Below are 20,416 nucleotides of genomic sequence, written 5' to 3'. Positions count from 1 at the left end.
CCCGGCGGCGCACAATGGTGGGGTGGACGAGCCGATACCCGTGATCCGGGACGTGGACTGGGGCACCGCCAAGCTGATGCCCGACGTGGACCGGCCGAGGGCGTGGCTGCTCACGGTCGACGGTGCGCCCCAGTCGTACGTCGATCTGGACGAGCCCACCTACCTGGAGTTCGAGTACGCCCGGCGGCTCGCCCACGTCGTCGATTGCGCGGCCGACGAGGGCGAACCCATCGACGTGGTGCACCTCGGCGGCGGCGGACTCTCGCTGCCCCGCTACACGGCCGCGACCAGGCCGGGCTCGCACCAGGACGTCATCGAGGCCGACCGGGGCCTGCTGGCACTGGTCACCGAGCATCTGCCGCTCGCGGACGAAGCCGGGATACGGGTGCACGGCGCCGACGCCCGCCAGTGGCTCGAAAGCACCCCGCGCGACTCTGCCGACGTACTGATCGCCGACGTCTTCGGCGGCTCCCGGGTGCCCGCGCACCTCACGTCCGTCGAGTACGTACGCGAAGCAGAACGCGTCCTGCGTCCCGACGGGATCTACGCCGCCAACCTTGCCGACGGTGCGCCGTTCGCCTTCCTCCGCTCCCAACTGGCCAACTTCTCGGCCGTCTTCGAAGAGATCGCGCTGATCGCCGAGCCCGGCGTACTGCGCGGCCGCCGCTTCGGCAACACGGTGCTGCTTGCCTCGCACGAGCCCCTCCCCACGGCCGCCCTGGCCCGCCGCACGGCCGCGGACGTCTTCCCCGCGCGCGTGGAGCACGGGCCTTCGCTGGTGCGCTTCATCGCCGCCGCCGCCGACGTCGTACGGGACGAGGACGCGGTGGAGTCACCCGAGCCGCCCGGCGGCGCCTTCAGCATCGGCTGACGAGGCTGACGAAGCTGACGAGGCCGGCGCGACCGCCTTCGCCATCTCGTGCGTACGCCGCGTCAGATTCCGTACGTCGGGCACGAACAGCACCGCGCCCGTGACGACGACCACCAACGCCGCGCAGCCCCACAGCGCCTCGTGCCGCCCGAACAGGCTCTCGGCGGGACCCGCGACCGCGGTGGCCAGCGGCAGCATCGCCACCGAACCGAACCAGTCGTACGCCGACACCCGCGAGAACTTCTCCTCCGGGATCTCCTGGTGCAGCGCGGTCATCCACGACACACCGAACACCTCGATCGCGATGCCGCTGAAGAACATCACCGCCGCGAGCGCGGCCACCGGCAGCGGTACGGCGAGCCCCGCCGAAGGCAGCGCGAGCGGGAAGACGCACAGCGTTCCGGCGAGCAGCAGGCGCCTGGGCTTCCACCGCATCATCAGCAGCGCGCCGCCCAGCGTGCCGACACCGAACGCGGCCAGTGCCAGGCCCCAGGGCGCCGCGCCGCCCAGTTCGTCGCGGGCGACCAACGGTCCGTACACCGCCTCGGCAGCTCCGACGACGGCGACGACCACCGAGAACTGCGCCACGATGCTCCACAGCCACGGCCGCCCGATGAACTCCTGCCAGCCTTCGCGCAGATCGGACAGCATCCCGCCGCCGGGCTCGCGCGGCGCGATGTGGCTCACGTCGAGGAAGGCGCGCAGCGCGCCGGCTACCGCGAAAGCCGCGGCGTCGACGGCGAGAACCCAGCCGGGGCCGACCGCGGCGATCAGCGCACCGCCGAGCGCTGCGCCGCCGATGCCCGCGCCGTGCATGGCCATCCGGAAGAGGGCGAAGGCTCGGTTGGCCTGCTCGCCGCTGACGCTGGAGAGCAGCATGCCCTCGGCCGCCGGGTTGAAGAATGCCTGGCCGGTGCCGCACAGGGCGGTGAGCAGCATCATCTGCCACAGCTGGGGGTCGCCCGCCAGGACCAGGACGGCGAAAGCCCCCTGGGACACGCAGTTGAGGGCGTTGGCGGCGACCATCACCCGGTGCCTCGGCACCCGGTCGGCCACCGCGCCGCCTATGAGGAGGAACAGGACGAGCGGCAGAGTGCGGGCCGCGGCCACCAGACCCACGTCACCGCCGTCGCCGCCCGCCTGGAGAACCGCGAACGCCGCCGCGATCAACGCACCATGGGTACCCAGGTTCGTCACGATCGCGGCGGCGGTCAGCAGTGTGTAGTTGCGACCGGCCCACTCGGGGCGGCGGCTGATGCGGCGAGGGGCGGCGGCAGGAGATGTCACTTCCGGACTATCGCTGTCGTTGCCCCGCGTTGCCAAACCGATTGAGCGACAGATTTGCTCGGGATCCGGCCGGCCCACGGCTGGTCAGCCTTCAGCCGGCCAGCCGGTCGGCCGTGTCAGTCGGACAGGCGGACGGTGCCGAGGATCTGGCGGATCGTCGTCTCCGGCAGTTCGCCCTTGACGCCCTTGGCCGTGTGCAGGCTCCAGACGGCGAAGTCGCCGTCGGCATTCTTGAACGCGAAGGCGATCGCCTTGCCGTCACTGTCGCACTTGTTCTTCTTGGTGACGCCCGTGACGGTCGCGGTGGACACGTTGCCCTTGAGCCCGGACGTGGAGGTGAACGGCACGGCCTTGGAGATCTTGAACTTGCCTGTCTCGTTCTGGTCGTACGCGGCGTAGACCCAGTTGCCGGCCACATTCTCGGCCTCGGTGCCCCCGTTACTGGCGCCGTTCGCGCCCCGGGTCCCGGCTGCGCCGAGCCGGTACTCGTCCTTGCGGCCGTCGACGACGGCGGTGCACCACTTGCTCTTGAAATACGCCGGCGACGACATCCCGATGAGAAGCTCGCTCGGTTTCTTGGAATTCTCGTAGCTGATGGTCAGGCCGGGCTTCTGCACCTCCCACTCCGGCGGTACGTCGAAGCGGCTCCCGTGTTTCGGGTTGGTCACGACCTTCCAGCCGGGAATCGTCGGCTTGGCCTCCTCGGTCGAGCCGCCGCGCGGATTTTCGGCGGGCGAGGTGGGAGCTGAGGGCTTCTCCGAGGTGGCGGTGGCGGAGGGCGAGGACTTCGCCTTCTTGTCCGCCTCGGTGGAGCCTCCCTCGTCGTCCTTGCCCATGACCACCACGCCGGTGATCACGGCGGCCGCGACGACGGCGGTGGCCGCGACGATCGCGATGATCGTGGTCTTGTTCCGGTTGCCGTCCGGCGGCCTGGGCGCGCCCGGCGGCATCGGAACGGCGTACTGCGGCACGGTCGGCTGCTGATATGGATTCGGCTGCTGATATCCCGGCTGCTGGTACCCGGGCTGCTGATATCCGGACGGCTGGCCCGGCTGCTGGTATCCCGGCTGTTGATACGGGTTCTGATTAGGGTCCTGCGGGTTCTGCTCGCCCCCGGGCGGCTGCTGTCCTTGCCACATGGCGAGTAACCATAGAGGCGCGGCAGCACGGGTGCCACGTCCGCCCCCCGAGGGGATGGCCAAGCCTGCCTACTCGTGGGTAACATCGAGCCTCATGAGCGCAGATCAGATGTCCGTCGGCGAGATGCTCGTCGCCACGGTTCCCATGGCCCGTACCCTCAACCTCGAGTTCCTGGAGACCACCCCGGAGCGCGCCGTCGTGCGCCTCCCGGACCAGGCCGACTACCACAATCACGTGGGCGGACCGCACGCCGGCGCGATGTTCACCCTCGCCGAGTCGGCGAGCGGCGCGATCGTCATCGCCGCCTTCGGGGACCAGCTGTCGCGAGCCGTGCCGCTCGCCGTCAGTGCGGAGATCGGCTACAAGAAGCTCGCCATGGGTGTGGTGACGGCTACCGCGACGCTCGGCCGTCCGGTGGCGGACGTCGTCGCGGAACTCGACGCCGGACAGCGTCCCGAGTTCCCGGTCGTCATCTCGATCACGCGCGAGGACGGCGCGGTGACGGGCGAGATGACCGTCGTCTGGACGCTCCGGCCCAACAGCTGACGTCCGCAGTTGCTTTGAAGGCAGCCGGGCTGCCCCCTGTTCGGAGGGGCGGCCCGGCTGTTTCTTGTTCAACTTATTGACTCTTCGAAGGGCTGGTCCTAGCTTCGTCGGGCACTTCATTGGCACGTGTAATCAGCTCATGCAGCCAGCCATCTCCTCAGCAACGGCAAGGGAGACACACGATGAGCAAACGCCGGATGCGCCACGCCGCGCTGTTATTCACCGCCTGGGCGACCTGCGGCGCGGCAGTCCTGGCGCCCGTTCCCGCGCAGGCGGCGGACAACACGCACAACACTCTCGTACGGACGGACACGGGCTGGGTGCGCGGGAAGGCCACCGGCGACGGCCGTCAGTTCCTCGGCATTCCGTACGCCGAGCCGCCGGTCGGCGATCTGCGCTGGAAGGCGCCCCGCCAGGCCTCGGCCTGGCAGGGAGTCAGGGACGCCACCGCGTTCGGGAACCGCTGCGTACAGACGGCCGGTTGGGACCCCGGGTACGAGCAGCCCAGCCACACCGAGGGCTGCCTCGACCTGAATGTCTACACCCCCGACCGGCAGCGGAGGGGGCTGCCGGTCATGGTGTGGCTGCACGGCGGCGGACTCGTGGCGGGCGCCGGCGAGGACATCGTCCCCGACTTCTTCGCCAACGCGACCGATACCGTCGTCGTCACCGTCAACTACCGCCTCGGCGCGATGGGGTTCCTCGCGACAGCCGGTCTCGACGACGAGGCGAAGGACGGCGTGTCCGGGAACTACGGCATGCTCGACCAGCAGGCCGCGCTGCGCTGGGTACGGGCCAATGCGGGCCGGTTCGGCGGCGACCCGGCGCGCGTCACGATCGCGGGCGAGTCGGCGGGCGGCCGCTCCGTCTGCACCCAGCTCGCCTCGCCGCCCGCCCGCGGCCTCTTCGGCGCAGCGATCATCCAGAGCGGCGCGTACGGAGACTGCGCCGCCAGGACGCGCGAGCAGGCGACGCGGCAGGGGGCGGACTTCGCGGCCCGTCTCGGCTGCACGGACACCCGTACGGCCGCCGACTGCCTGCGGCGCAAGCCCGCGAGGGAGGTCCTCGAGGCACAGGCCGGATTCGACTGGGCGCCCGTGGCCGGGGGCTCCTTCCTGCCGGTCCAGCCCGCCACGGCGTACGCGACGGGCCGCTCCGCGCGCGTGCCCGTACTGAACGGCGCCAACAGCGACGAAGGGAGGATGTTCGCCTTCGGCCAGTTCGACGGACGCGGCGAGCCACTGACGGCCGCCCAGTACCCCGCCGCGCTCACCAGGGCGTACGGGCCCGAACTGGGCGCCAAGGTCCTGGCCCGCTATCCGCTGCGCGACCACGCGTCCCCGACCCTCGCGTACGGCGCGGCGATGGGCGACCGGCTCTTCGCCTGCCCCGCCCTGCGCATGGACGGGGCTCTCGCCCGGCGCGGGCCGGTGTACGCGTACGAATTCGCCGACCGTACGTCGCCGCCCTTCCCCTCGCTGCGCGACCTGGACACCGACTTCGACTTCGGGGCCACGCACGTCAATGAGGTCCAGTACCTCTTCCGGCACTTCGGCCTCGACAGCCCGCTGGACGCGGAGCAGCGGGTGCTCGCGCGGCAGATGACGCAGTACTGGGGCTCCTTCATCCACGACGGCGTGCCGCGCGCGGCGGGCGGCCCGGACATGCCGGACCAGCGGCGCGAGGCGGGGCACGTGCTCTCCCTGAAAACCGCGTCGGCGGGCGGCAACACCATCAGTACGACGCTGGGGCGCGAGCACCAGTGTGACCTCTGGGACGCCGCCGCCACGGCGTGACCAGGTAGGCTGCCCGCCGTGTGCCACGGGGGCGCACGGCGGGCAGGGCAGCCGCATCTTCTCGACGACAGGAACCGGCGTTGCACATCACGGAGTGGCTCGAGACCATCCCGGCCGTCAGCATTTACCTCCTGGTGGGGGTCGTCATCGGGCTGGAGAGTCTGGGTATTCCGCTGCCGGGCGAGATCGTCCTCGTCAGCTCGGCGCTCCTCGCCTCCCAGCACGGCGACATCGACCCGTACGTCCTGGGCGCATGCGCGTCGGCGGGCGCCATCATCGGTGACTCGATCGGCTACGCGATCGGGCGCAAGGGCGGCAGGCCGCTGCTGGCGAAGCTCGGCCGCAAGTTCCCCAAGCACTTCAGCGAAGCCAATATCGCGATGGCGGAGCGGTCCTTCGAGAAGTGGGGCATGTGGGCGGTCTTCTTCGGCCGCTTCGTGGCGCTGCTGCGGATCTTCGCGGGTCCGCTCGCGGGCGTACTGCGCATGCCGTACTGGAAGTTCCTCATCGCCAATGTCTTCGGCGGCATCCTGTGGGCGGGCGGCACCACCGCTGTCATCTACTCGGTGGGCATCGTCGCCGAGGCGTGGCTCAAGCGCTTCTCGTGGCTGGGTCTGGTGCTCGCGGTGCTGATCGGCCTCACGTCGATGCTGGTCCTCAAGAACCGTGCGAAGAAGGCTGCGGAGCAGTCGGAGGCGCGGGCGGCGGAAGCCCGGGCGGGCGCCGGCGCTGAGGCAGAGGCCGGGGACCAGACGGCGGCCGCCGTCTCGGAGAAGATCCCGGCGACAGCCGACTGACGGACGGCCCCAGGGTGTGTCCGGCGCCCTACTCCGCGTGTGCCTCGCGGTGGCCCTTGGCCAGCTCCAGGTACATCGCGGCGTTCAGCTTGATGCCCTCGCGCTCCTCGTCGGTCAGCTCCCGCTTCACCTTGGCGGGTACGCCGGCGACCAGTGAGCCCGGGGGCACTCGCATGCCCTGGGGTACGAGCGCCTGTGCCGCGATCAGCGAACCGGCGCCGATGTGCGCCCCGTTGAGGACCGTGGCGCCCATGCCGACCAGCACGTCGTCCTCGACGGTGCAGCCGTGCAGTACGGCATTGTGGCCCACGGAGACGCGGTCGCCGACGGTGACGGGGAAGCCGGGGTCGACGTGGACCGTGCAGTTGTCCTGGATATTGCTGTCGGCGCCGAGGACGATCGGCCCGCAGTCGGCGCGCAGCACGGTGTGGTACCAGACGCTGGCGCCGGCGCTCAGCGTGACATCCCCGATCACGACGGAGGTCGGCGCGGCGAATGCCGCCGGGTCGATCTTCGGGTCCTTGCCGCCCACGCCGGTGATCAACGCCTGCTCTGCCATCACGTGCTCCTCAGTGCCTCGGACTGTCGCGCAAGGGGAACCGTAAGCGACGGGTGGGGTGAACATCACAGCAGGCTGCCCTGATCACCTCGGGCGGGGCCGACTACCGTATGCGAGTGCCGAAGAACAGAAACACGTTCTCATTGCCGACTGTGCTGACCGCCTGGCGGCGCCGCCTGGTGACCCGCGCCGTGCAGGGCGGGTGGCGCTGGGTCCAGCAGGCCGGGGCGGTGAGCGCCGAGCGCCCGGGCCGCCTGCGCTTCGGATCGATCGGCGCCGGGACGAAGCTCGCCTTCCCGCAGGGGACCGTCTTCGGCGAGCCGTGGATCCACCTCGGCGACCACTGCATCATCGGCGAACAAGTCACTCTGACCGCCGGGATGATGCCCGGCCTCGACCTCGGACCGGACCCCATTCTGCGGCTCGGCAACGGTGTGGTCCTCGGCCGCGGCAGCCATGTCATCGCCGACACGACGGTGACCATCGCGGACGACTGCTACTTCGGCCCGTACGTCTACGTGACGTCCACGAACCACAGTTACGACGATCCCGGCATCCCCGTCGGCAAGCAGTGGCCGCGCATGGAGCCGGTGGAGATCGGCCCGGGATGCTGGATCGGCACGGGCGCCGTGATTCTCCCGGGCGCCCGTCTCGGCCGTAACGTCGTCGTCGCGGCAGGCGCGGTCGTACGGGGCGAAGTGCCCGACCACGCGGTGGTGGCTGGGGCGCCCGCCCGGGTCGTACGGAGCTGGGACGCGGTGGAGGGCTGGCAGCCGCCGCTGCGGACGCCCGCGCCCGTACCGATTCCGGAGGGTGTCACTCCGGAGCAGCTGCGGTACCTGGCCGAGCTGGAGACCGAAGCCGCGGAGTGAGCGGCCGCCGTCAGCCCGCCGCGAGCAGCGCCGTACCGACCAGGGCGAGGCCCGCGCCCGCCGCCTGTACGCCGCGCAGCCGCTCCTTGAGGATGATCAGGGCCGCCAAGGCCGTGATCACCGGGTAGAGGTTGGCCAGTACGGCCGCTACGGTCACCGGGCCGTTCTGGGCGGCGATGGAGTACGTGCCGTTCGCCGCGACGTCGGCGAGGCCGACGAACGCCAGGGCGGGCAGCGCAGCCCAGATCACGCGCATCCCGCCGTCCTCCGGCAGGGCCTTCGCGCCGCGCTTCACCGATACGTACAGCGCCCCGCCCCCGACGATCACATTGGTGACGCGCTGGACGAAGAGCGCGAGGAAGAGCCCCGTGAGGGTCGTGGAGGCTTCCGAGATCAGGGCCAGCACCGCACCGAAGCCGACCGCGGCGATCAGCGTGAGGACGATCGCCTGCCGCTGCACCGGCGCCCCGCGCAGCTGAGGGCCACTGGCCATCACCACTCCGGCCACGGCGACCGCGATCCCGGCGAACTGAAGCAGCCCCGGGCGCTCGCCGAGGACCAGGCCGACCGTGACCGGCACGGCGACACCCAGCGAACCGAGCGGGGAGACCACGCCCATCGGGCCGAGGGCCAGGGCCTTGTAGAAGCTGAGCATCGCGACGGGCCCGACCGCGCCGGCCGCCACCGCGAACCACAGCTCCGGCCCCGCCTCGCTCCAGCCGCCGGTCGCGACGACGATCGCGCCGAGCACCACGACCGCGATCGCCTGCGACACGACGACGACGGTGAGGGCGGGCGTACGTCGTGTGAGCAACCCGCCGCCGAAGTCGGCCAGCCCCCAGAGCAGGCTGGTGGCCAGGGCGAAGAGTGCGGTCATGACGGTGCCTCGCAGTACAGTGTGGTGAACGGTTTGGTACACCAGACCGTAGTGCACTGCATTGCACTCTACCATTCAAAATATTGGACGGAATGTGTCGGACCTCGACCAGCTCACGCAGTCGCTCGCCCGCAACCTCAAGCGCTGGCGGGGCGAGCGGGGATTCACGCTGGACGCTCTGGCCGCCCGCGCGGGCGTCAGCCGCGGCATGATCATCCAGATCGAGCAGGCGCGTACGAACCCGAGCGTCGGCACCACGGTGAAGCTCGCCGACGCGCTGGGCGTCAGCATCACCACGCTCCTCGACTACGAGCAGGGCAAGCAGGTCAGGCTCGTACCGCCGGAGCAGGCGGTCCGCATGTGGTCCACCGAGGCCGGCAGCTACACCACGCTGCTGGTCGGCACGGAGACGGGCGGCCCGCTCGAACTGTGGGCCTGGCGGCTGATGCCGGGCGACGTGAGCTCCTCCGACGCGCACCCGGACGGCACGACCGAGCTGCTCCATGTCACCGCGGGCGAGCTCACCCTCGTGGTCGACGGCGAGCCGCACTCCGTGCCGGCGGGGAGCTCGGCGACATTCGAGGCGAACGTCCCGCACGCGTACCGCAACGACGGGTCGGAGACGGTCGAGATGACGATGGCGGTGTCCATCCCGCCAGTGCGCTGAGACGGCCAAACCGGCCTGCGGGGGCGACTGTTAACGTGCGAGCATGCGCGCTCCACTCGGAAACTTCGACGATGCCAGGCCCGCCCCCGACTGCCTCGACCTGCTGACCGCGCCTGTCGCGGACGCCGTGCGCGGATGGAGCCACGACGTACCCGCCGAGCAGCTGATCTACGTCGACACCGACCCCGAGATCGCCGACACAGCGGCCTTCGTCGAGCATTACGGCCCCGAGCTCCTCGACGCGTCGGCGAACTGTGTGGTCGTCGCGGGCAAGAGGGGAGGCGAGAGCTCCCTGGCCGCCTGCCTGGTCCTTTCCCGTACGCGCGTCGACGTCAACGGCGCGGTCCGCAAGCAACTCGGCGCGCGCAAGGCGTCGTTCGCGCCGATGGACACGGCTGTCGGCGAGACAGGCATGGAGTACGGCGGCATCACGCCGATCGGTCTGCCGGCCGGCTGGCCGCTGCTGGTGGACTCCGCCGTCGTCGACGTCGAATGGGTACTGGTCGGCAGCGGCCGCCGCCGGGGCAAGCTCATCGTGCCGGGCAAGGTGTTCGGGGGGCTGCCGGGTGCGGTGGTGATCGACGGGCTGGGCGTCTGACGCGTTTCTCACGTGCATCTGACGTGCATTTGACGTCCGTCAGTGCAGCCGGGGGATCTCGATTGCGGGGCAGCGGTCCATGACCATGTCGAGGCCGGCCGCGCGGGTGCGGTCGTACGCCTTGTCGTCGATCACGCCCAGCTGGAACCAGATGGCCTTGGCGCCGATCGCGGCGGCCTCGTCGGCGACGGGGCCCGCGAGGCGGCTGTTCACGAAGACGTCCACGACGTCGACGTCGAACGGGATGGCGTCGAGCGACGGATAGCCCTGCTCGCCGTGCACCGTCTCGGCGCTGGGATGCACGGGGACGATCCGCTTGCCGTAACGCTGCAGTACGTCTGCTACGCCGTACGCTGCGCGGCTCTGGTTGGAGGAGAGGCCGACGACGGCCCACGTGTCGCCGAGCTCGGTGAGGATCTTGCGGATGGTGGCGGGGTCGCCATGCATGTACGGCCTCCAGCGTGTCGTTGGGTTTTACAACGCATGGCCTGCGCGGCGGATTCCCGTGGGGGAGAGGGCGCGGGTGGGGCACTGTGCGGTGCGGGTTGCCTGCGGCGCTTCCCCTCCCTTCCCCTCCCCGCCCCTTCCCGGCTGTGACACTTTGCGGCTGCCGCCGCGTGGAGGCTCCGCCCCAGACCGAGGAGGAGTCCCCCGCCCTAGAAAAAGACCCCGCACCGCAGCAGTACATTGGCGTTCGGCTGCGCCTCCCCCGTCCGCACCGCCAACCGCGCCCCACCGCACCGCACCTTGAGCTCCTCGCGCGACACCAGTTCAAGATCCGCGAAGCGGCCGCCCAGCAGCCATGCCACCGCCGGGTTCGCCTCCCGCGCCTCGCGTGCAACCGTCAGGCCCTCCACGACCAGCTCCGCCAGCAGCCCGTCGAAGACCTCGGCGAACGACGGGACACCGGCCCGGAAGGCCAGATCGACGACCCGGGCCCGCCGGAATCGGCATGCCCGCATCGCAGACCAGGACCCCGTCCCCGTGGCCCAACTCCGCCAGCGCACCGGACAGATGGCGGTTCAGGATGCCGGCCTTCTTCACGGGGCGGAGACCTCCTCCGCCGTGGGGAAGGACTCCTGCGCACCCGCCCTGGTGACGGCGGCTGCTCCCACCCGCACGGCGAACGCGGCCGCCGCCGCGAGGTCCTCGCCCAGGCCGAGCCGCCAGGCCAAGGCGGCGGTGAACGCGTCACCGGCCCCGGTCGTGTCCACGGCTTCGACCTTCGGGCTCGGTACCCGCACGAGCGCGTCCGTACGGCCGTCGGCGACCAGCGCGCCCGCCGCACCCAGCGTCACCACCACCGATCGCGGACCGAGGGCGAGCAGTCCCCGCGCCCAGTCCTCCGGAGCCTCCCCGGCCGAATCCCCGAGGATGAACCGCGCCTCGTGCTCGTTCAGGACCAACGGATCGCAGGCCGCGAGCACTCCCGACGGCAGCGGCGCCGGCGGCGAGGGGTTCAGTACGAAGCGGGTGCCGGCCGGCAGCGTGCGTACCACCTCCGCGACCGTGTCCAGGGGGACCTCCAGCTGCGCCGAGACGACCCGGGCCAGCGCGAGCAGGCTCCCGGCCGCACGGATGTCGTCGGGGGTCAGCCGGGCATTGGCGCCGGGGGAGACCACGATGCTGTTGTCGCCCGACGGGTCCACGGTGATCAGCGCGACCCCGGTCGGCGCCCCGCCGACGAGTACGCCGCCCGTGTCCACCCCGGCCGCGCGCTGCGCCTCCAGGAGCAGCTGCCCGTGGGCGTCGTCGCCGACCCGGGCGAGCAGGGCCGTACTGGCGCCAAGACGCGCGGCGGCGGCCGCCTGGTTGGCTCCTTTGCCGCCGGGGTGGACGGTCAGGTCGGAGCCGAGCACGGTCTCGCCGGGCGCGGGGCGTCGCTCGACGCCGATCACGAGGTCGGCATTGGCCGACCCGACGACCAGCAGGTCGTAGCTGTGCATCCCTGTTTCCTACTTTCGGTACGCAGAAGAAGTCAGGTGAAGTCAGGAGAAGCCGGAGACATTCTTCTTGGTCACGACCTTGACCGGCACCTTCACCATGCTCTCGACCTTCTTGCCCTGCGCGGCCTTCACCGCGTTCCGGACGGCTGTCCTGCCGAGCTCCTTGGGCTGCTGGGCCACGGAAGCGTAGAGCGTGCCCGTCTCAACCCCCTTGAGGCCGTCGGAGTTCCGTCGAAGCCGACCACGGCCACGGACTTGCCCGCCTTGCCGCCGAGCGCCTTGGCCGCGCGGTCGAAGCCGGCGGGCTGCGTGGCGACGACCTTGATCCCCGGGTACGGGTTGGCCTGCTGGGACGCATCGTTCTGCGCATAGGTGACGGTGAGATCGATGCCTGCGGCCTCGGCCTCCGTCTGTGCGCCCATCGAGGCGCAGTTGTTCAAGGTTGTACGGCTGTGTATCGTCTGGTGACTTGAAGTTTCAAGTAATGCTGAACAAGCATCCGACACAGGAGAGAGCCCACCAGATGACTCCCCCCACCAGTACCCTCGGCGCCCCCGTAACCGCCGGAACCGACCGCCCCACCCCCTCACTTCACGGCTATGACGCCGGTCTGCTCGTACTCCGTATCGCGCTCGGCCTGACCATGGCCGCACACGGTTCGCAGAAGCTCTTCGGCTGGTTCGGCGGCGGCGGTATCGAAGGCACAGGGATGTTCTTCACCGCGAGCGGCTACCCGGCGGGCGAGGTGATGGCCGCCGTCGCAGGCCTCACCGAGACTCTCGGCGGCCTCGGGCTCGTCATTGGCCTGCTCACCCCGCTGGCGGGCGCGGCCATCGTCGGCACCATGGTCAACGCCCTCGCCATGCACTGGAGCGGCGGTTTCTTCGCCCCCAAGGGCGTCGAGTACGTACTGCTCCTCACGGCCGCATCGGCCGCCCTCGCGCTCACCGGCCCCGGCCGGTACGCCGTCGACCGCTTCCTGCCCGGCCTGCGCACCCACCGTCTCGCGTACGGAGTCGCCGCCGTGGCGCTCGGCCTGGTGCTCGCGGCCGCCGCCCTGCTGCTCAAGAAGTAGCCGGCCCCCTTGGGGGTGTCCGGTCGATCTCCGCGGCGTCCCACGGAGATCGACCGGACACCCACTAGGCGCCCGACGCGTCCCCTCCGGCCGCCGCATAGGGTGGGCCGAATGCAGGAGCAGTACCGGACCGTCGCCCACGCGGGCGTGCACGAAGCCGAGATCAACAGGTCGCGGTTCCTCTGCGCGCTCGCGCCCGCCGCCACCGAACGTGAGGCGCAGGACTTCATCGCGCGCATCCGCAAGGAACACCCGACGGCCTCGCACAACTGCTTCGCGTACGTCATCGGCGCGGACGCCTCCGTACAGAAGGCGAGTGACGACGGCGAGCCGGGCGGCACGGCCGGTGTACCGATGCTCCAGATGCTGATGCGCCGCGAGGTGCGGTACACCGTCGCCGTCGTCACCCGCTACTACGGCGGTGTGAAGCTCGGCGCGGGCGGTCTGATCAGGGCGTACGGCGGCGTGGTCGGCGAAGCCCTGGACGAGATCGGCACGATCACGAGGCAGCGCTTCCGGCTCGCCACGGTCACCGTCGACCACCAGCGGGCCGGAAAGCTGGAGAACGACCTGCGGGCGACCGGGCGGGCGGTGCGCGATGTGCGGTACGCCGAGGCGGTCACGATCGAGGTCGGTCTGCCGGAGGCGGACGTCGAACCCTTCCGGGCCTGGCTCGCCGACGCGACGGCGGGCACGGCGGGGTTCGAGGTGGGCGGAGAGGCGTACGGCGACGCCTGAGGCGCTCCGGAACGCTGGGCCGCCACTCAGGAATGCCGGCTCAGGAATGCAGGGTCGCCTCGCCCGTCACGCGGATGCCGGTTCGCTGGCCGGGCCGTACGCCGGTGAATCCGGCGACCCGGATTTCCACCGGCGTCGCAAGACCGTCGACGTCGACAGTGACCATGGCGTCGTGACCGTAGAAGCTCACCTCGGTCACCGTGCCCTGAACTGCCGTTGCCGCATCGGTGAGTTGCAGCTGCTCGGGCCGCAGTAGAACGGTTCCGTCACCGGCGTCCCGGGCCGCAGGGCCGAGGGGTAGCCGGCCCAGCGCTGTGGTGGCCGTGCCGTCGTCGGCGCTGCCGGGCAGAAGTACGACGTCGCCGACGAAGCGGGCCACCCACGGGTCGGCGGGGTGCCGGTAGACCTCCTGGGGAGTGTCGCACTGGGCGACTTTGCCGTCCCGTACGACTGCGACGAGGTCGGCCGTCGAGAGGGCCTCCTGCTGGTCGTGGGTGACCAGCAGGGCGGTGGCGCCGGTGGCGCGCAGGGCGGCGCGGACATCCGCCCGTACCCCGGCGCGCAGGGCGCTGTCGAGGGCGTTGAACGGCTCGTCGAGCAGGACCACCGCGGGTTCCGGTGCCAGGGCCCGGGCGAGTGCGATGCGCTGCTGCTGGCCGCCGGACAGCTCGTGCGGCATGCGGTCTCCGTAGCCGCCGAGGCCGACCAGTTCCAGCATCTCCTCGGTACGCCTGCGGCGTGCGGCGCGGTCGAGCCCCGACAGGCCGAAGGCGGTATTGCGGGCCACGCTCAAGTGCGGGAAGAGCGCGCCCTCTTGCGGGACGATCCCGACGCGGCGGCTCTCCGGCGGCAGATGCGTACCGGGCGCGGCGAGGGTGCGTCCGCCGACCGTGACGGTGCCCGCGTCGGCGCGCAGGAAGCCCGCGATGATGCGCAGCAGCGTGGTCTTTCCGCAGCCGGACGGTCCCAGCACGGCCGCGAACGCACCGCTGGGGACGGTGAGATCGAGCCCGTCGAGTACGGGTGCCTCGTCCGGGCGGCCTCGGCCGTACGCCTTGGACACTCCGGCGATCTGCAGATCGGTCATGTGCGGTGCCTCCCGAGGAGGTAGGAGGGGACGGCGGCCAGCAGGATCAGGGTCGCGGCATAGGGGGCGGCGGCCGCGAACGATCCGGTGCCGGTCTCGGTCCACAGACGGGTGGCCAGGGTGTCCATGCCGGTGGGGCGCAGCAGGAGAGTGGCGGGCAGTTCCTTCATGCACACCACGAAGGTCAGAGCGGCCCCCGCCGCGACGCCAGGCGCGGCGAGTGGCACGGTGACGTCACGCAGGACCCGCAGCGGGGTGCGGCCCAGGGAGCGGGCGACGTCCTCCAGTACGGGCGGGGCCTGGAGGACCGCGGCGCGGGTGGCCGCCACCGCGACGGGCAGGAAGAGCACGGCGTACGCGCAGACCAGCAACGGCAGTTCCTGGTACAGCGGGTTGGCGTAGCGGACCGCGAAGAAGACCAGCGCGAGGGCGACGGTGATGCCCGGCAGGGCGTGGCCCGCGTAGGCGGACTGCTCCAGCAGATGCGCGAGCCGGCCCCGGTGGCGGGCGGCGATCACGCCGACGGGCAGGGCGAGCGCAGTGGTGAGCGCGGCGCCCGCGGCGGCGACTGCGAGCGTCGTACCGGCGATGTCGAGGAGCCGCGCGGGGTCCCACGTAGCGGAGTTGCCGACGGCCAGCCAGTACCCGAGGGTGGCCAGCGGAGTGACAACGGCGACCGCCGTGACCGCCGCGCACCAGGCCAGCGCCGGTGCCCGCCACAGCCCCAGCGGCGCCGTGGCGGCGGGGCGCGCAGTGCCGGTGCCGGTCCTGGCGTGCCCGGCGCGGCCGCGCGTACGTGCCTCTGCGGCGACCAGGGCCACGGTCATCACCACCAGGACGATGCTCAGTGCGGCGGCCGGGGTGCGGTCGAAACTGGCCCGGTAGGACGTGTAGATGCCCCGGGTGAAGGTGTCGTAGCGCATCAGGGACACCGCGCCGAAGTCGGAGAACACGTACAGCGCGACGAGCACCGCACCCCCGGCGGCCGCGGGGCGGACCTGCGGGAGTGTGACGCGCAGGAACGTCCGCAGCGGCCCGAGGCCGAGCGAGCGGGCCACTTCCTCCTGCGCCGGGTCGGTGCCGCGCAGTGCGGCGGTCACCGGCAGGTAGACGTACGGGAAGCTCACCAGGGTCAGCGCGAGTGCGGCGCCTGTGAAGCCCGCGAGTTCGGGGAACGCGGACAGCCAGGCGAAGGCCGCGACATAGCTGGGCACGGCCAGCGGCAGGGTCACCAGGACCGACCAGGCCCTGGCGCCGGGAAGGGCGGTCCGTACCGTCAGCCAGGCCAGCGAAACTCCCAGCACCAGACAGGCCGTTACGACGACGGCGGCGAGTCCCAGGCTGCGGCCCAGCAGCAGCGCGGTGCGCTCGTTGGCGACGACCTCCCAGGCGAATCCGGGGCCGCGCTCCAGCGAGCGGACCGCGAGGTAGCCGAGCGGCAGCAGCGCGAATGCCGCGGCGACGGCGGCCGGGACCACGAGGGCGCCCGGCGGCCTGGTGGTCCCGGCGCCCTTCGCGGCACGCGGCAGACCGGCCGACGCGGGAGGGCCGGCCGGGCCGGGAGGGTCGGCCGGCCCCGGAGGACCGGCCGGCCCGGTGGCGGGACCCGTTCGTACGACGGGTTCCTTCGCAGGCATGACGGCTCAGACCATCCCGACGTCCTGCAGCATCTTCAGGGTCTCCTGAAGCGATTCCAGCTTGCCGAGGTCGATCTTGGGGGCGTCGAGGGACTCCATCGGCGGCAGGTCCTTGACCTTGCTGGTGACACCGGCGGCCAGCGGGTACTCCTTGGTGTCGTCGGCGAAGTAGGTCTGTGCCTTCTTCGAGAGCAGGAAGTCGACGGCCTTCTGCGCCACAGGGGCCTGGTCGCTGCCCTTGAGGATGCCGACTCCCGCCGCGTTGACGAGCGCACCGGGGTCGCCGCCCGGCAAGAAGTGGATCTTCGCGCCGACTTCGTCCTCGCCCTTCTCGGCGACCTGCTCGTACCAGTAGTAGTGGTTGACCAGGCCGAGGGAGACCTCGCCCTTGCCGACGCCCTCCAGCACCTTGAGGTTGTTCTCGTAGACCTTCGGGTCGTTGGCCTTGAGCCCCTTCAGCCAGCTGCGGGTGGCCTCGTCGCCCTCGAGGACGCGCATACCGGTGACGAACGCCTGGAAGGAGGCGTTGGTCGGGACGTAACCGACCTTGCCCTTCCACTCCGGCTTGGTCAGCTCGTGCACGCTGTCCGGCACCTTGGTGACCTTGCCTGGGTTGTACGCGAGGACGCGCACGCGGCCGGAGGTTCCCACCCAGTCGCCCTCGCTGCCGCGAAACGCCTTGTCGACCTTGTCCAGCGACGACTCGGGCAGCTTCTTCAGGCGGCCCTGCGTGGAGAGGGCCCCGAGGGCTCCGGCGTCCTGCGAGAAGAACAGCCCGGCGTTGGTCTTGTCGCCCTCTTCCAGGATCTGGGCGGCCAGTTCGGCGCTGTCGCCGTAGCGGACGGCGATGTCGGTGCCGACAGCCTTCTCCAGCTCGTCCAGCAGCGGTTCGACCAGGTTCTCGTTGCGGCCGGAGTAGATGACGAGCCCGGCGTCCTCCTCGTCGTTGCCGCAGCTCGCGAGAGCGGGCAGGAGCAGGGCTGCCGAGACGAGCGCGGTCAGACGTCGGGACAAGGGGCGTCGCATGTGGATGCCTTCCTGCATGGCTCACTTCCGCCGCCGCGCGTCGCGTCGTCAGGGAGCGAGCGGCGTAGCGGTGCCGCGGAGGAACCTTTGAACGCCCTATGAATAAGGTAAAGCTAACCTAAACGTCAAGAGTGACGCACACAACATTTCGGCAGCGTGGACCGGGCGGCGGAGCCGACCCTACTGGTGACGATTCTGTGGATCTTCAATGGGTCGGCTGTGACGCCCCTGTGACTATCCATCAAGGTAAGGCTTTCCTAAGATGCAGTCGTGATACCCGCTCCCGGCCTGCTCAAAGGCGCCAAGACCGTCCCCTTCGCCGCAGGCCTCGCGGCTCACGGCGACCGCACCGCGGTCATCACCGCCGACGGCCCGGTGACCTACCGCGAACTCGCCGCACGGGTGGAGCAGACCGCGCACCGCCTCGGCCGGGAACGGCGCCTCATCCTGCTCGTCGGCGCCAACACGACCGACGCCCTCGTGGTCCACCTCGCCGCGCTGGCCGCCGGACACCCCGTCCTCCTGGTGCCCGGGGACCACGCCGAAGCCGTGCGTTCGCTGATCGACGAGTACGACCCGGACGTCGTGGCACGCCCGGACGGCGGCGCGTGGGTGCTCGACGAACGACGCACGGTCTCCGCGCACTCCCTGCACCCGGACCTCGCACTGCTGCTGAGCACCTCCGGCTCGACGGGCTCACCCAAACTCGTCCGGCTCTCGCACGAAAACCTGCAGGCCAACGCCGAATCCATAGCCGAATACCTCGGCATCAGGGACACCGACCGCGCGGCGACGACCCTGCCCCTGCACTACTGCTACGGACTCTCCGTCGTCCACAGCCACCTCCTGCGCGGCGCCGGCGTGATCCTCACCGACCTGTCGGTCGCCGACTCCTGCTTCTGGGAGCTGTTCAGGACCGGCCACGGTTCGGCCATCGCCGGAGTCCCGTACACCTTCGACCTGCTCGACCGGGTCGGCTTCGCCACCATGGAGCTCCCCCATCTGCGCTACGTCACCCAGGCGGGCGGCAGGCTGGCGCCCGACCGGGTCGCCCGGTACGCGGCCCTCGGCCGGGCCGCCGGCTGGGACCTGTTCGTCATGTACGGCCAGACCGAGGCGACCGCCCGCATGGCCTACCTGCCACCGGATCTCGCGGCAACCCGACCCGAGGCCGCCGGTATCGCCATCCCCGGCGGTTCCTTCCGGCTCCAGCCGCACCCGGACTGGCCCGGAGAGGACACCGGGGAGCTGGTGTACGCGGGACCCAACGTCATGCTGGGCTATGCCGAGAGCCCGGAAGACCTCCGGCTGGGCCGCACCGTCGACGAGCTGCACACCGGGGACATCGCCCGCCGGACCCCCGACGGGCTGTACGAAGTGATCGGGCGGCGCAGCCGGTTCGCCAAGATCCTCGGCCTGCGGATCGACCCGCAGCAGGTGGAGGCGATGCTCGGCAGGCGCGGCATCACCTCCTGCTGCACCGGTGACGACGACGCCCTGATGGTGGCCGTCGCGGGCGATCCGGACACCACCGACGCCGCTCTCGTACGGCGCATGGTCACCGGCGAGTGCGGCCTGCCGCCCCGCGCCGTGCACGTCCGTGTCCTCCCCGAACTGCCCAGGCTCACCACCGGAAAGCCCGACTACCGGGCCGTACGCGAACTGACCCGGCCCGACCCCGAAACCCCGGCTGCCGCGGCAACGTCCGCACAGGCCGACCTGTGCCGGCTGTACGCGCAGATCCTCGACCGGGACCACGTCACCGCGGACAGCAGCTTCGTAGCCCTGGGCGGCGACTCCCTGTCGTACGTCGAGATGTCACTGCGCCTCGAAGAGGCACTCGGCCGGCTGCCCGACGACTGGCACACTCTCCCGATCCGCGAACTCGGGAAGCCGCCGGGGCAGCAGGCCGAGGACCGGCCGAACACCCGGCGCCGCCGCACCCGCACCCTGGAGACCGGGGTCGCCCTGCGCGCCGTCGCCATCGTGCTGATCGTCGGCTCGCACATCCACCTCTTCACGGTCAAGGGCGGCGCCCACGTACTGCTGGGAGTCGCCGGTTACAACTTCGCGCGCTTCCACCTCACTTCGGCCGACCGCCGCGAACGCCTGCGAAACCTCGGCCGGAGCATCGCCCGGATCGCCGTGCCGAGCATGGCCTGGCTCGCCCTGATCACGCTCGTCACCGACGACTACGGGCTCACCACGGTCCTGCTGCTCACCAGCCTCATCGGACCGAACGACGGCTTCTGGTTCATCGAGGCCCTCGTCTACATGCTGGTCGTTGTGGCCGCCGTGCTCGCCGTACCCCGCGTGGACCGCACCGAGCGACGCTTCCCCTTCGCCTTCCCGGCCGTCCTGACAGCTCTCGGGCTCATCGGGCGCTACGACGTCTTCGGCCTCGACGCCCGGGGGCACGTCCCGCTTGTGGCCGGCATCTTCTGGTTGTTCGCGATGGGCTGGGCCGCCGCGAAGGCGACCACCGTGCGGCAGCGGCTGCTGGTGACCGCTGTGGCCCTGGTCACCGTTCCGGGGTTCTTCGGGCAGCCCGCCCGCGAGGCGGTCATCATGGCCGGTTTCGCGCTGCTGGTGTGGGTGCCGAAGCTGCCGAGTCTTGCCTCCGTCAACCGCGTGGCGGGCGTACTCGCGGCCAGCTCGCTCTACATCTATGTGACGCACTGGCAGGTCTTCCCCCGCCTGGAGGACCAGTTCGCGGTGCTGGCGCTGGCGGCCTCACTCGCCGTGGGCATCGCATACGCCGCACTGGCGACCCGCGTGATGCGGTGGCGGCCGTCCCTGCGCGGACGGCGGACGGTCACCTGGCGTCGGACGAGGGTGGAAAACTGAGGTCAGTGGTGGATGCGGGCGCTAGCGTGACTGGGTGCCGCTAACCGGGT

At 71.0% G+C, this 20,416-nt stretch carries 19 protein-coding genes and 2 pseudogenes; 10 read left to right on the top strand and 11 right to left on the bottom strand.

The window, feature by feature from the left end; genetic code table 11:
- Window positions 1–22 precede the first annotated feature (22 nt).
- Window positions 23–871, top strand: a complete 849-nt coding sequence (locus tag J7I98_RS07590) for a spermidine synthase (RefSeq protein WP_214919814.1) — start codon at window positions 23–25, stop codon at window positions 869–871.
- Here the strand turns inward: J7I98_RS07590 and J7I98_RS07585 are convergent.
- Together J7I98_RS07585 and J7I98_RS07580 are read right to left on the bottom strand one after the other, a co-directional pair.
- Window positions 833–2,158, bottom strand: coding sequence for an MFS transporter (locus J7I98_RS07585; protein ID WP_308377699.1), 1,326 nt, complete (start codon window positions 2,156–2,158; stop codon window positions 833–835). The two genes, J7I98_RS07590 and J7I98_RS07585, sit on opposite strands and share 39 nt — an antisense overlap.
- A gap of 116 nt (window positions 2,159–2,274) precedes the next feature.
- Window positions 2,275–3,297, bottom strand: a complete 1,023-nt coding sequence (locus tag J7I98_RS07580) for a hypothetical protein (protein ID WP_214919812.1) — start codon at window positions 3,295–3,297, stop codon at window positions 2,275–2,277.
- A 109-nt stretch (window positions 3,298–3,406) separates the two neighbouring features.
- On the opposite strand from J7I98_RS07580, the gene J7I98_RS07575 reads away from it, so the two are divergent.
- The 3 genes from J7I98_RS07575 to J7I98_RS07565 all read left to right on the top strand — a co-directional run bounded on the left by J7I98_RS07575 (window position 3,407) and on the right by J7I98_RS07565 (window position 6,437).
- Window positions 3,407–3,844, top strand: coding sequence for a DUF4442 domain-containing protein (locus tag J7I98_RS07575; RefSeq protein ID WP_214919882.1), 438 nt, complete (start codon window positions 3,407–3,409; stop codon window positions 3,842–3,844).
- A 182-nt stretch (window positions 3,845–4,026) separates the two neighbouring features.
- Complete coding sequence (locus J7I98_RS07570; RefSeq protein ID WP_251020276.1) at window positions 4,027–5,640, top strand: carboxylesterase/lipase family protein; 1,614 nt, start codon at window positions 4,027–4,029, stop codon at window positions 5,638–5,640.
- An 80-nt stretch (window positions 5,641–5,720) separates the two neighbouring features.
- On the top strand, window positions 5,721–6,437 hold the full coding sequence (locus tag J7I98_RS07565; protein WP_214919811.1) for a DedA family protein: 717 nt from the start codon (window positions 5,721–5,723) through the stop codon (window positions 6,435–6,437).
- 28 nt (window positions 6,438–6,465) lie between these two features.
- Here J7I98_RS07565 and J7I98_RS07560 read toward each other — a convergent pair whose 3' ends face one another.
- Window positions 6,466–6,996 (bottom strand): gamma carbonic anhydrase family protein, encoded by a 531-nt coding sequence (locus J7I98_RS07560; protein WP_214919810.1) that lies wholly within the window; start codon window positions 6,994–6,996, stop codon window positions 6,466–6,468.
- Window positions 6,997–7,106: 110 nt separating this feature from the next.
- On the opposite strand from J7I98_RS07560, the gene J7I98_RS07555 reads away from it, so the two are divergent.
- Window positions 7,107–7,868 carry an acyltransferase gene (locus tag J7I98_RS07555; RefSeq protein WP_214919809.1) on the top strand — a complete coding sequence of 254 codons (762 nt, stop codon included), beginning with the start codon at window positions 7,107–7,109 and terminating at the stop codon, window positions 7,866–7,868.
- 10 nt (window positions 7,869–7,878) lie between these two features.
- Here J7I98_RS07555 and J7I98_RS07550 read toward each other — a convergent pair whose 3' ends face one another.
- A complete protein-coding gene (locus J7I98_RS07550) occupies window positions 7,879–8,745 on the bottom strand; it encodes a DMT family transporter (protein WP_214919808.1) in 867 nt (288 codons plus the stop codon).
- 94 nt (window positions 8,746–8,839) lie between these two features.
- Here J7I98_RS07550 and J7I98_RS07545 point away from each other — a divergent pair, with 94 nt between their 5' ends.
- Together J7I98_RS07545 and J7I98_RS07540 are read left to right on the top strand one after the other, a co-directional pair.
- Window positions 8,840–9,412 carry a helix-turn-helix domain-containing protein gene (locus J7I98_RS07545; protein ID WP_214919807.1) on the top strand — a complete coding sequence of 191 codons (573 nt, stop codon included), beginning with the start codon at window positions 8,840–8,842 and terminating at the stop codon, window positions 9,410–9,412.
- A gap of 43 nt (window positions 9,413–9,455) precedes the next feature.
- Window positions 9,456–10,010, top strand: a complete 555-nt coding sequence (locus J7I98_RS07540; RefSeq protein ID WP_214919806.1) for a YbaK/EbsC family protein — start codon at window positions 9,456–9,458, stop codon at window positions 10,008–10,010.
- A gap of 39 nt (window positions 10,011–10,049) precedes the next feature.
- On the opposite strand, the gene J7I98_RS07535 is transcribed toward J7I98_RS07540, so the two are convergent.
- The 4 genes and pseudogenes from J7I98_RS07535 to J7I98_RS07520 all read right to left on the bottom strand — a co-directional run.
- Window positions 10,050–10,457 carry a CoA-binding protein gene (locus J7I98_RS07535; RefSeq protein ID WP_214919805.1) on the bottom strand — a complete coding sequence of 136 codons (408 nt, stop codon included), beginning with the start codon at window positions 10,455–10,457 and terminating at the stop codon, window positions 10,050–10,052.
- Between the two features lie 209 nt (window positions 10,458–10,666).
- Window positions 10,667–11,054: pseudogene (gene rbsD / locus J7I98_RS07530) on the bottom strand (D-ribose pyranase).
- Entirely contained in the window at window positions 11,051–11,956 is a 906-nt protein-coding gene (locus tag J7I98_RS07525; protein WP_214919804.1) for a ribokinase, read from the bottom strand. The pseudogene rbsD and the gene J7I98_RS07525 overlap by 4 nt, the downstream one beginning before the upstream one ends.
- Window positions 11,957–11,998: 42 nt before the next feature.
- A pseudogene (locus J7I98_RS07520) lies at window positions 11,999–12,291 on the bottom strand (substrate-binding domain-containing protein); the annotation flags it as partial.
- A 188-nt stretch (window positions 12,292–12,479) separates the two neighbouring features.
- Here J7I98_RS07520 and J7I98_RS07515 point away from each other — a divergent pair.
- Window positions 12,480–13,031 carry a DoxX family protein gene (locus J7I98_RS07515; RefSeq protein WP_214919803.1) on the top strand — a complete coding sequence of 184 codons (552 nt, stop codon included), beginning with the start codon at window positions 12,480–12,482 and terminating at the stop codon, window positions 13,029–13,031.
- Window positions 13,032–13,142: 111 nt separating this feature from the next.
- Complete coding sequence (locus J7I98_RS07510) at window positions 13,143–13,769, top strand: YigZ family protein (protein WP_214919802.1); 627 nt, start codon at window positions 13,143–13,145, stop codon at window positions 13,767–13,769.
- Window positions 13,770–13,809: 40 nt separating this feature from the next.
- Here J7I98_RS07510 and J7I98_RS07505 read toward each other — a convergent pair whose 3' ends face one another.
- The 3 genes from J7I98_RS07505 to J7I98_RS07495 are packed head-to-tail and all read right to left on the bottom strand — an operon-like array spanning window position 13,810 to window position 17,519.
- Entirely contained in the window at window positions 13,810–14,856 is a 1,047-nt protein-coding gene (locus J7I98_RS07505) for an ABC transporter ATP-binding protein (protein ID WP_214919801.1), read from the bottom strand.
- Window positions 14,853–16,493 carry an iron ABC transporter permease gene (locus J7I98_RS07500; protein ID WP_214919800.1) on the bottom strand — a complete coding sequence of 547 codons (1,641 nt, stop codon included), beginning with the start codon at window positions 16,491–16,493 and terminating at the stop codon, window positions 14,853–14,855. Before J7I98_RS07500 ends, J7I98_RS07505 begins: the two co-directional genes overlap by 4 nt.
- A gap of 6 nt (window positions 16,494–16,499) precedes the next feature.
- Window positions 16,500–17,519 (bottom strand): iron ABC transporter substrate-binding protein, encoded by a 1,020-nt coding sequence (locus J7I98_RS07495; RefSeq protein WP_214919799.1) that lies wholly within the window; start codon window positions 17,517–17,519, stop codon window positions 16,500–16,502.
- A 270-nt stretch (window positions 17,520–17,789) separates the two neighbouring features.
- On the opposite strand from J7I98_RS07495, the gene J7I98_RS07490 reads away from it, so the two are divergent.
- Window positions 17,790–20,366, top strand: a complete 2,577-nt coding sequence (locus J7I98_RS07490; RefSeq protein WP_214919798.1) for an AMP-binding protein — start codon at window positions 17,790–17,792, stop codon at window positions 20,364–20,366.
- Window positions 20,367–20,416: the final 50 nt, after the last annotated feature.

The organism is Streptomyces sp. ISL-98, from assembly GCF_018614055.1.
Lineage (GTDB): Bacteria > Actinomycetota > Actinomycetes > Streptomycetales > Streptomycetaceae > Streptomyces > Streptomyces spiramyceticus.
Note: the sequence above shows the minus strand (reverse complement) of the source record. Positions and strands in the feature narration are given on the sequence as shown.

What these genes read in the sequence shown, in the direction of transcription:
- J7I98_RS07540 (WP_214919806.1), top strand. Translation starts at nt 9,456, where the DNA reads ATGCGCGCTCCACTCGGAAACTTCGACGATGCCAGGCCCGCCCCCGAC.
- J7I98_RS07550 (WP_214919808.1), bottom strand. Translation starts at nt 8,745, where the DNA reads ATGACCGCACTCTTCGCCCTGGCCACCAGCCTGCTCTGGGGGCTGGCC.
- J7I98_RS07560 (WP_214919810.1), bottom strand. Translation starts at nt 6,996, where the DNA reads ATGGCAGAGCAGGCGTTGATCACCGGCGTGGGCGGCAAGGACCCGAAG.
- J7I98_RS07515 (WP_214919803.1), top strand. Translation starts at nt 12,480, where the DNA reads ATGACTCCCCCCACCAGTACCCTCGGCGCCCCCGTAACCGCCGGAACC.
- J7I98_RS07500 (WP_214919800.1), bottom strand. Translation starts at nt 16,493, where the DNA reads ATGCCTGCGAAGGAACCCGTCGTACGAACGGGTCCCGCCACCGGGCCG.
- J7I98_RS07570 (WP_251020276.1), top strand. Translation starts at nt 4,027, where the DNA reads ATGAGCAAACGCCGGATGCGCCACGCCGCGCTGTTATTCACCGCCTGG.
- J7I98_RS07580 (WP_214919812.1), bottom strand. Translation starts at nt 3,297, where the DNA reads ATGTGGCAAGGACAGCAGCCGCCCGGGGGCGAGCAGAACCCGCAGGAC.
- J7I98_RS07535 (WP_214919805.1), bottom strand. Translation starts at nt 10,457, where the DNA reads ATGCATGGCGACCCCGCCACCATCCGCAAGATCCTCACCGAGCTCGGC.
- J7I98_RS07555 (WP_214919809.1), top strand. Translation starts at nt 7,107, where the DNA reads ATGCGAGTGCCGAAGAACAGAAACACGTTCTCATTGCCGACTGTGCTG.
- J7I98_RS07525 (WP_214919804.1), bottom strand. Translation starts at nt 11,956, where the DNA reads ATGCACAGCTACGACCTGCTGGTCGTCGGGTCGGCCAATGCCGACCTC.
- J7I98_RS07575 (WP_214919882.1), top strand. Translation starts at nt 3,407, where the DNA reads ATGTCCGTCGGCGAGATGCTCGTCGCCACGGTTCCCATGGCCCGTACC.
- J7I98_RS07505 (WP_214919801.1), bottom strand. Translation starts at nt 14,856, where the DNA reads ATGACCGATCTGCAGATCGCCGGAGTGTCCAAGGCGTACGGCCGAGGC.
- J7I98_RS07510 (WP_214919802.1), top strand. Translation starts at nt 13,143, where the DNA reads ATGCAGGAGCAGTACCGGACCGTCGCCCACGCGGGCGTGCACGAAGCC.
- J7I98_RS07495 (WP_214919799.1), bottom strand. Translation starts at nt 17,519, where the DNA reads ATGCGACGCCCCTTGTCCCGACGTCTGACCGCGCTCGTCTCGGCAGCC.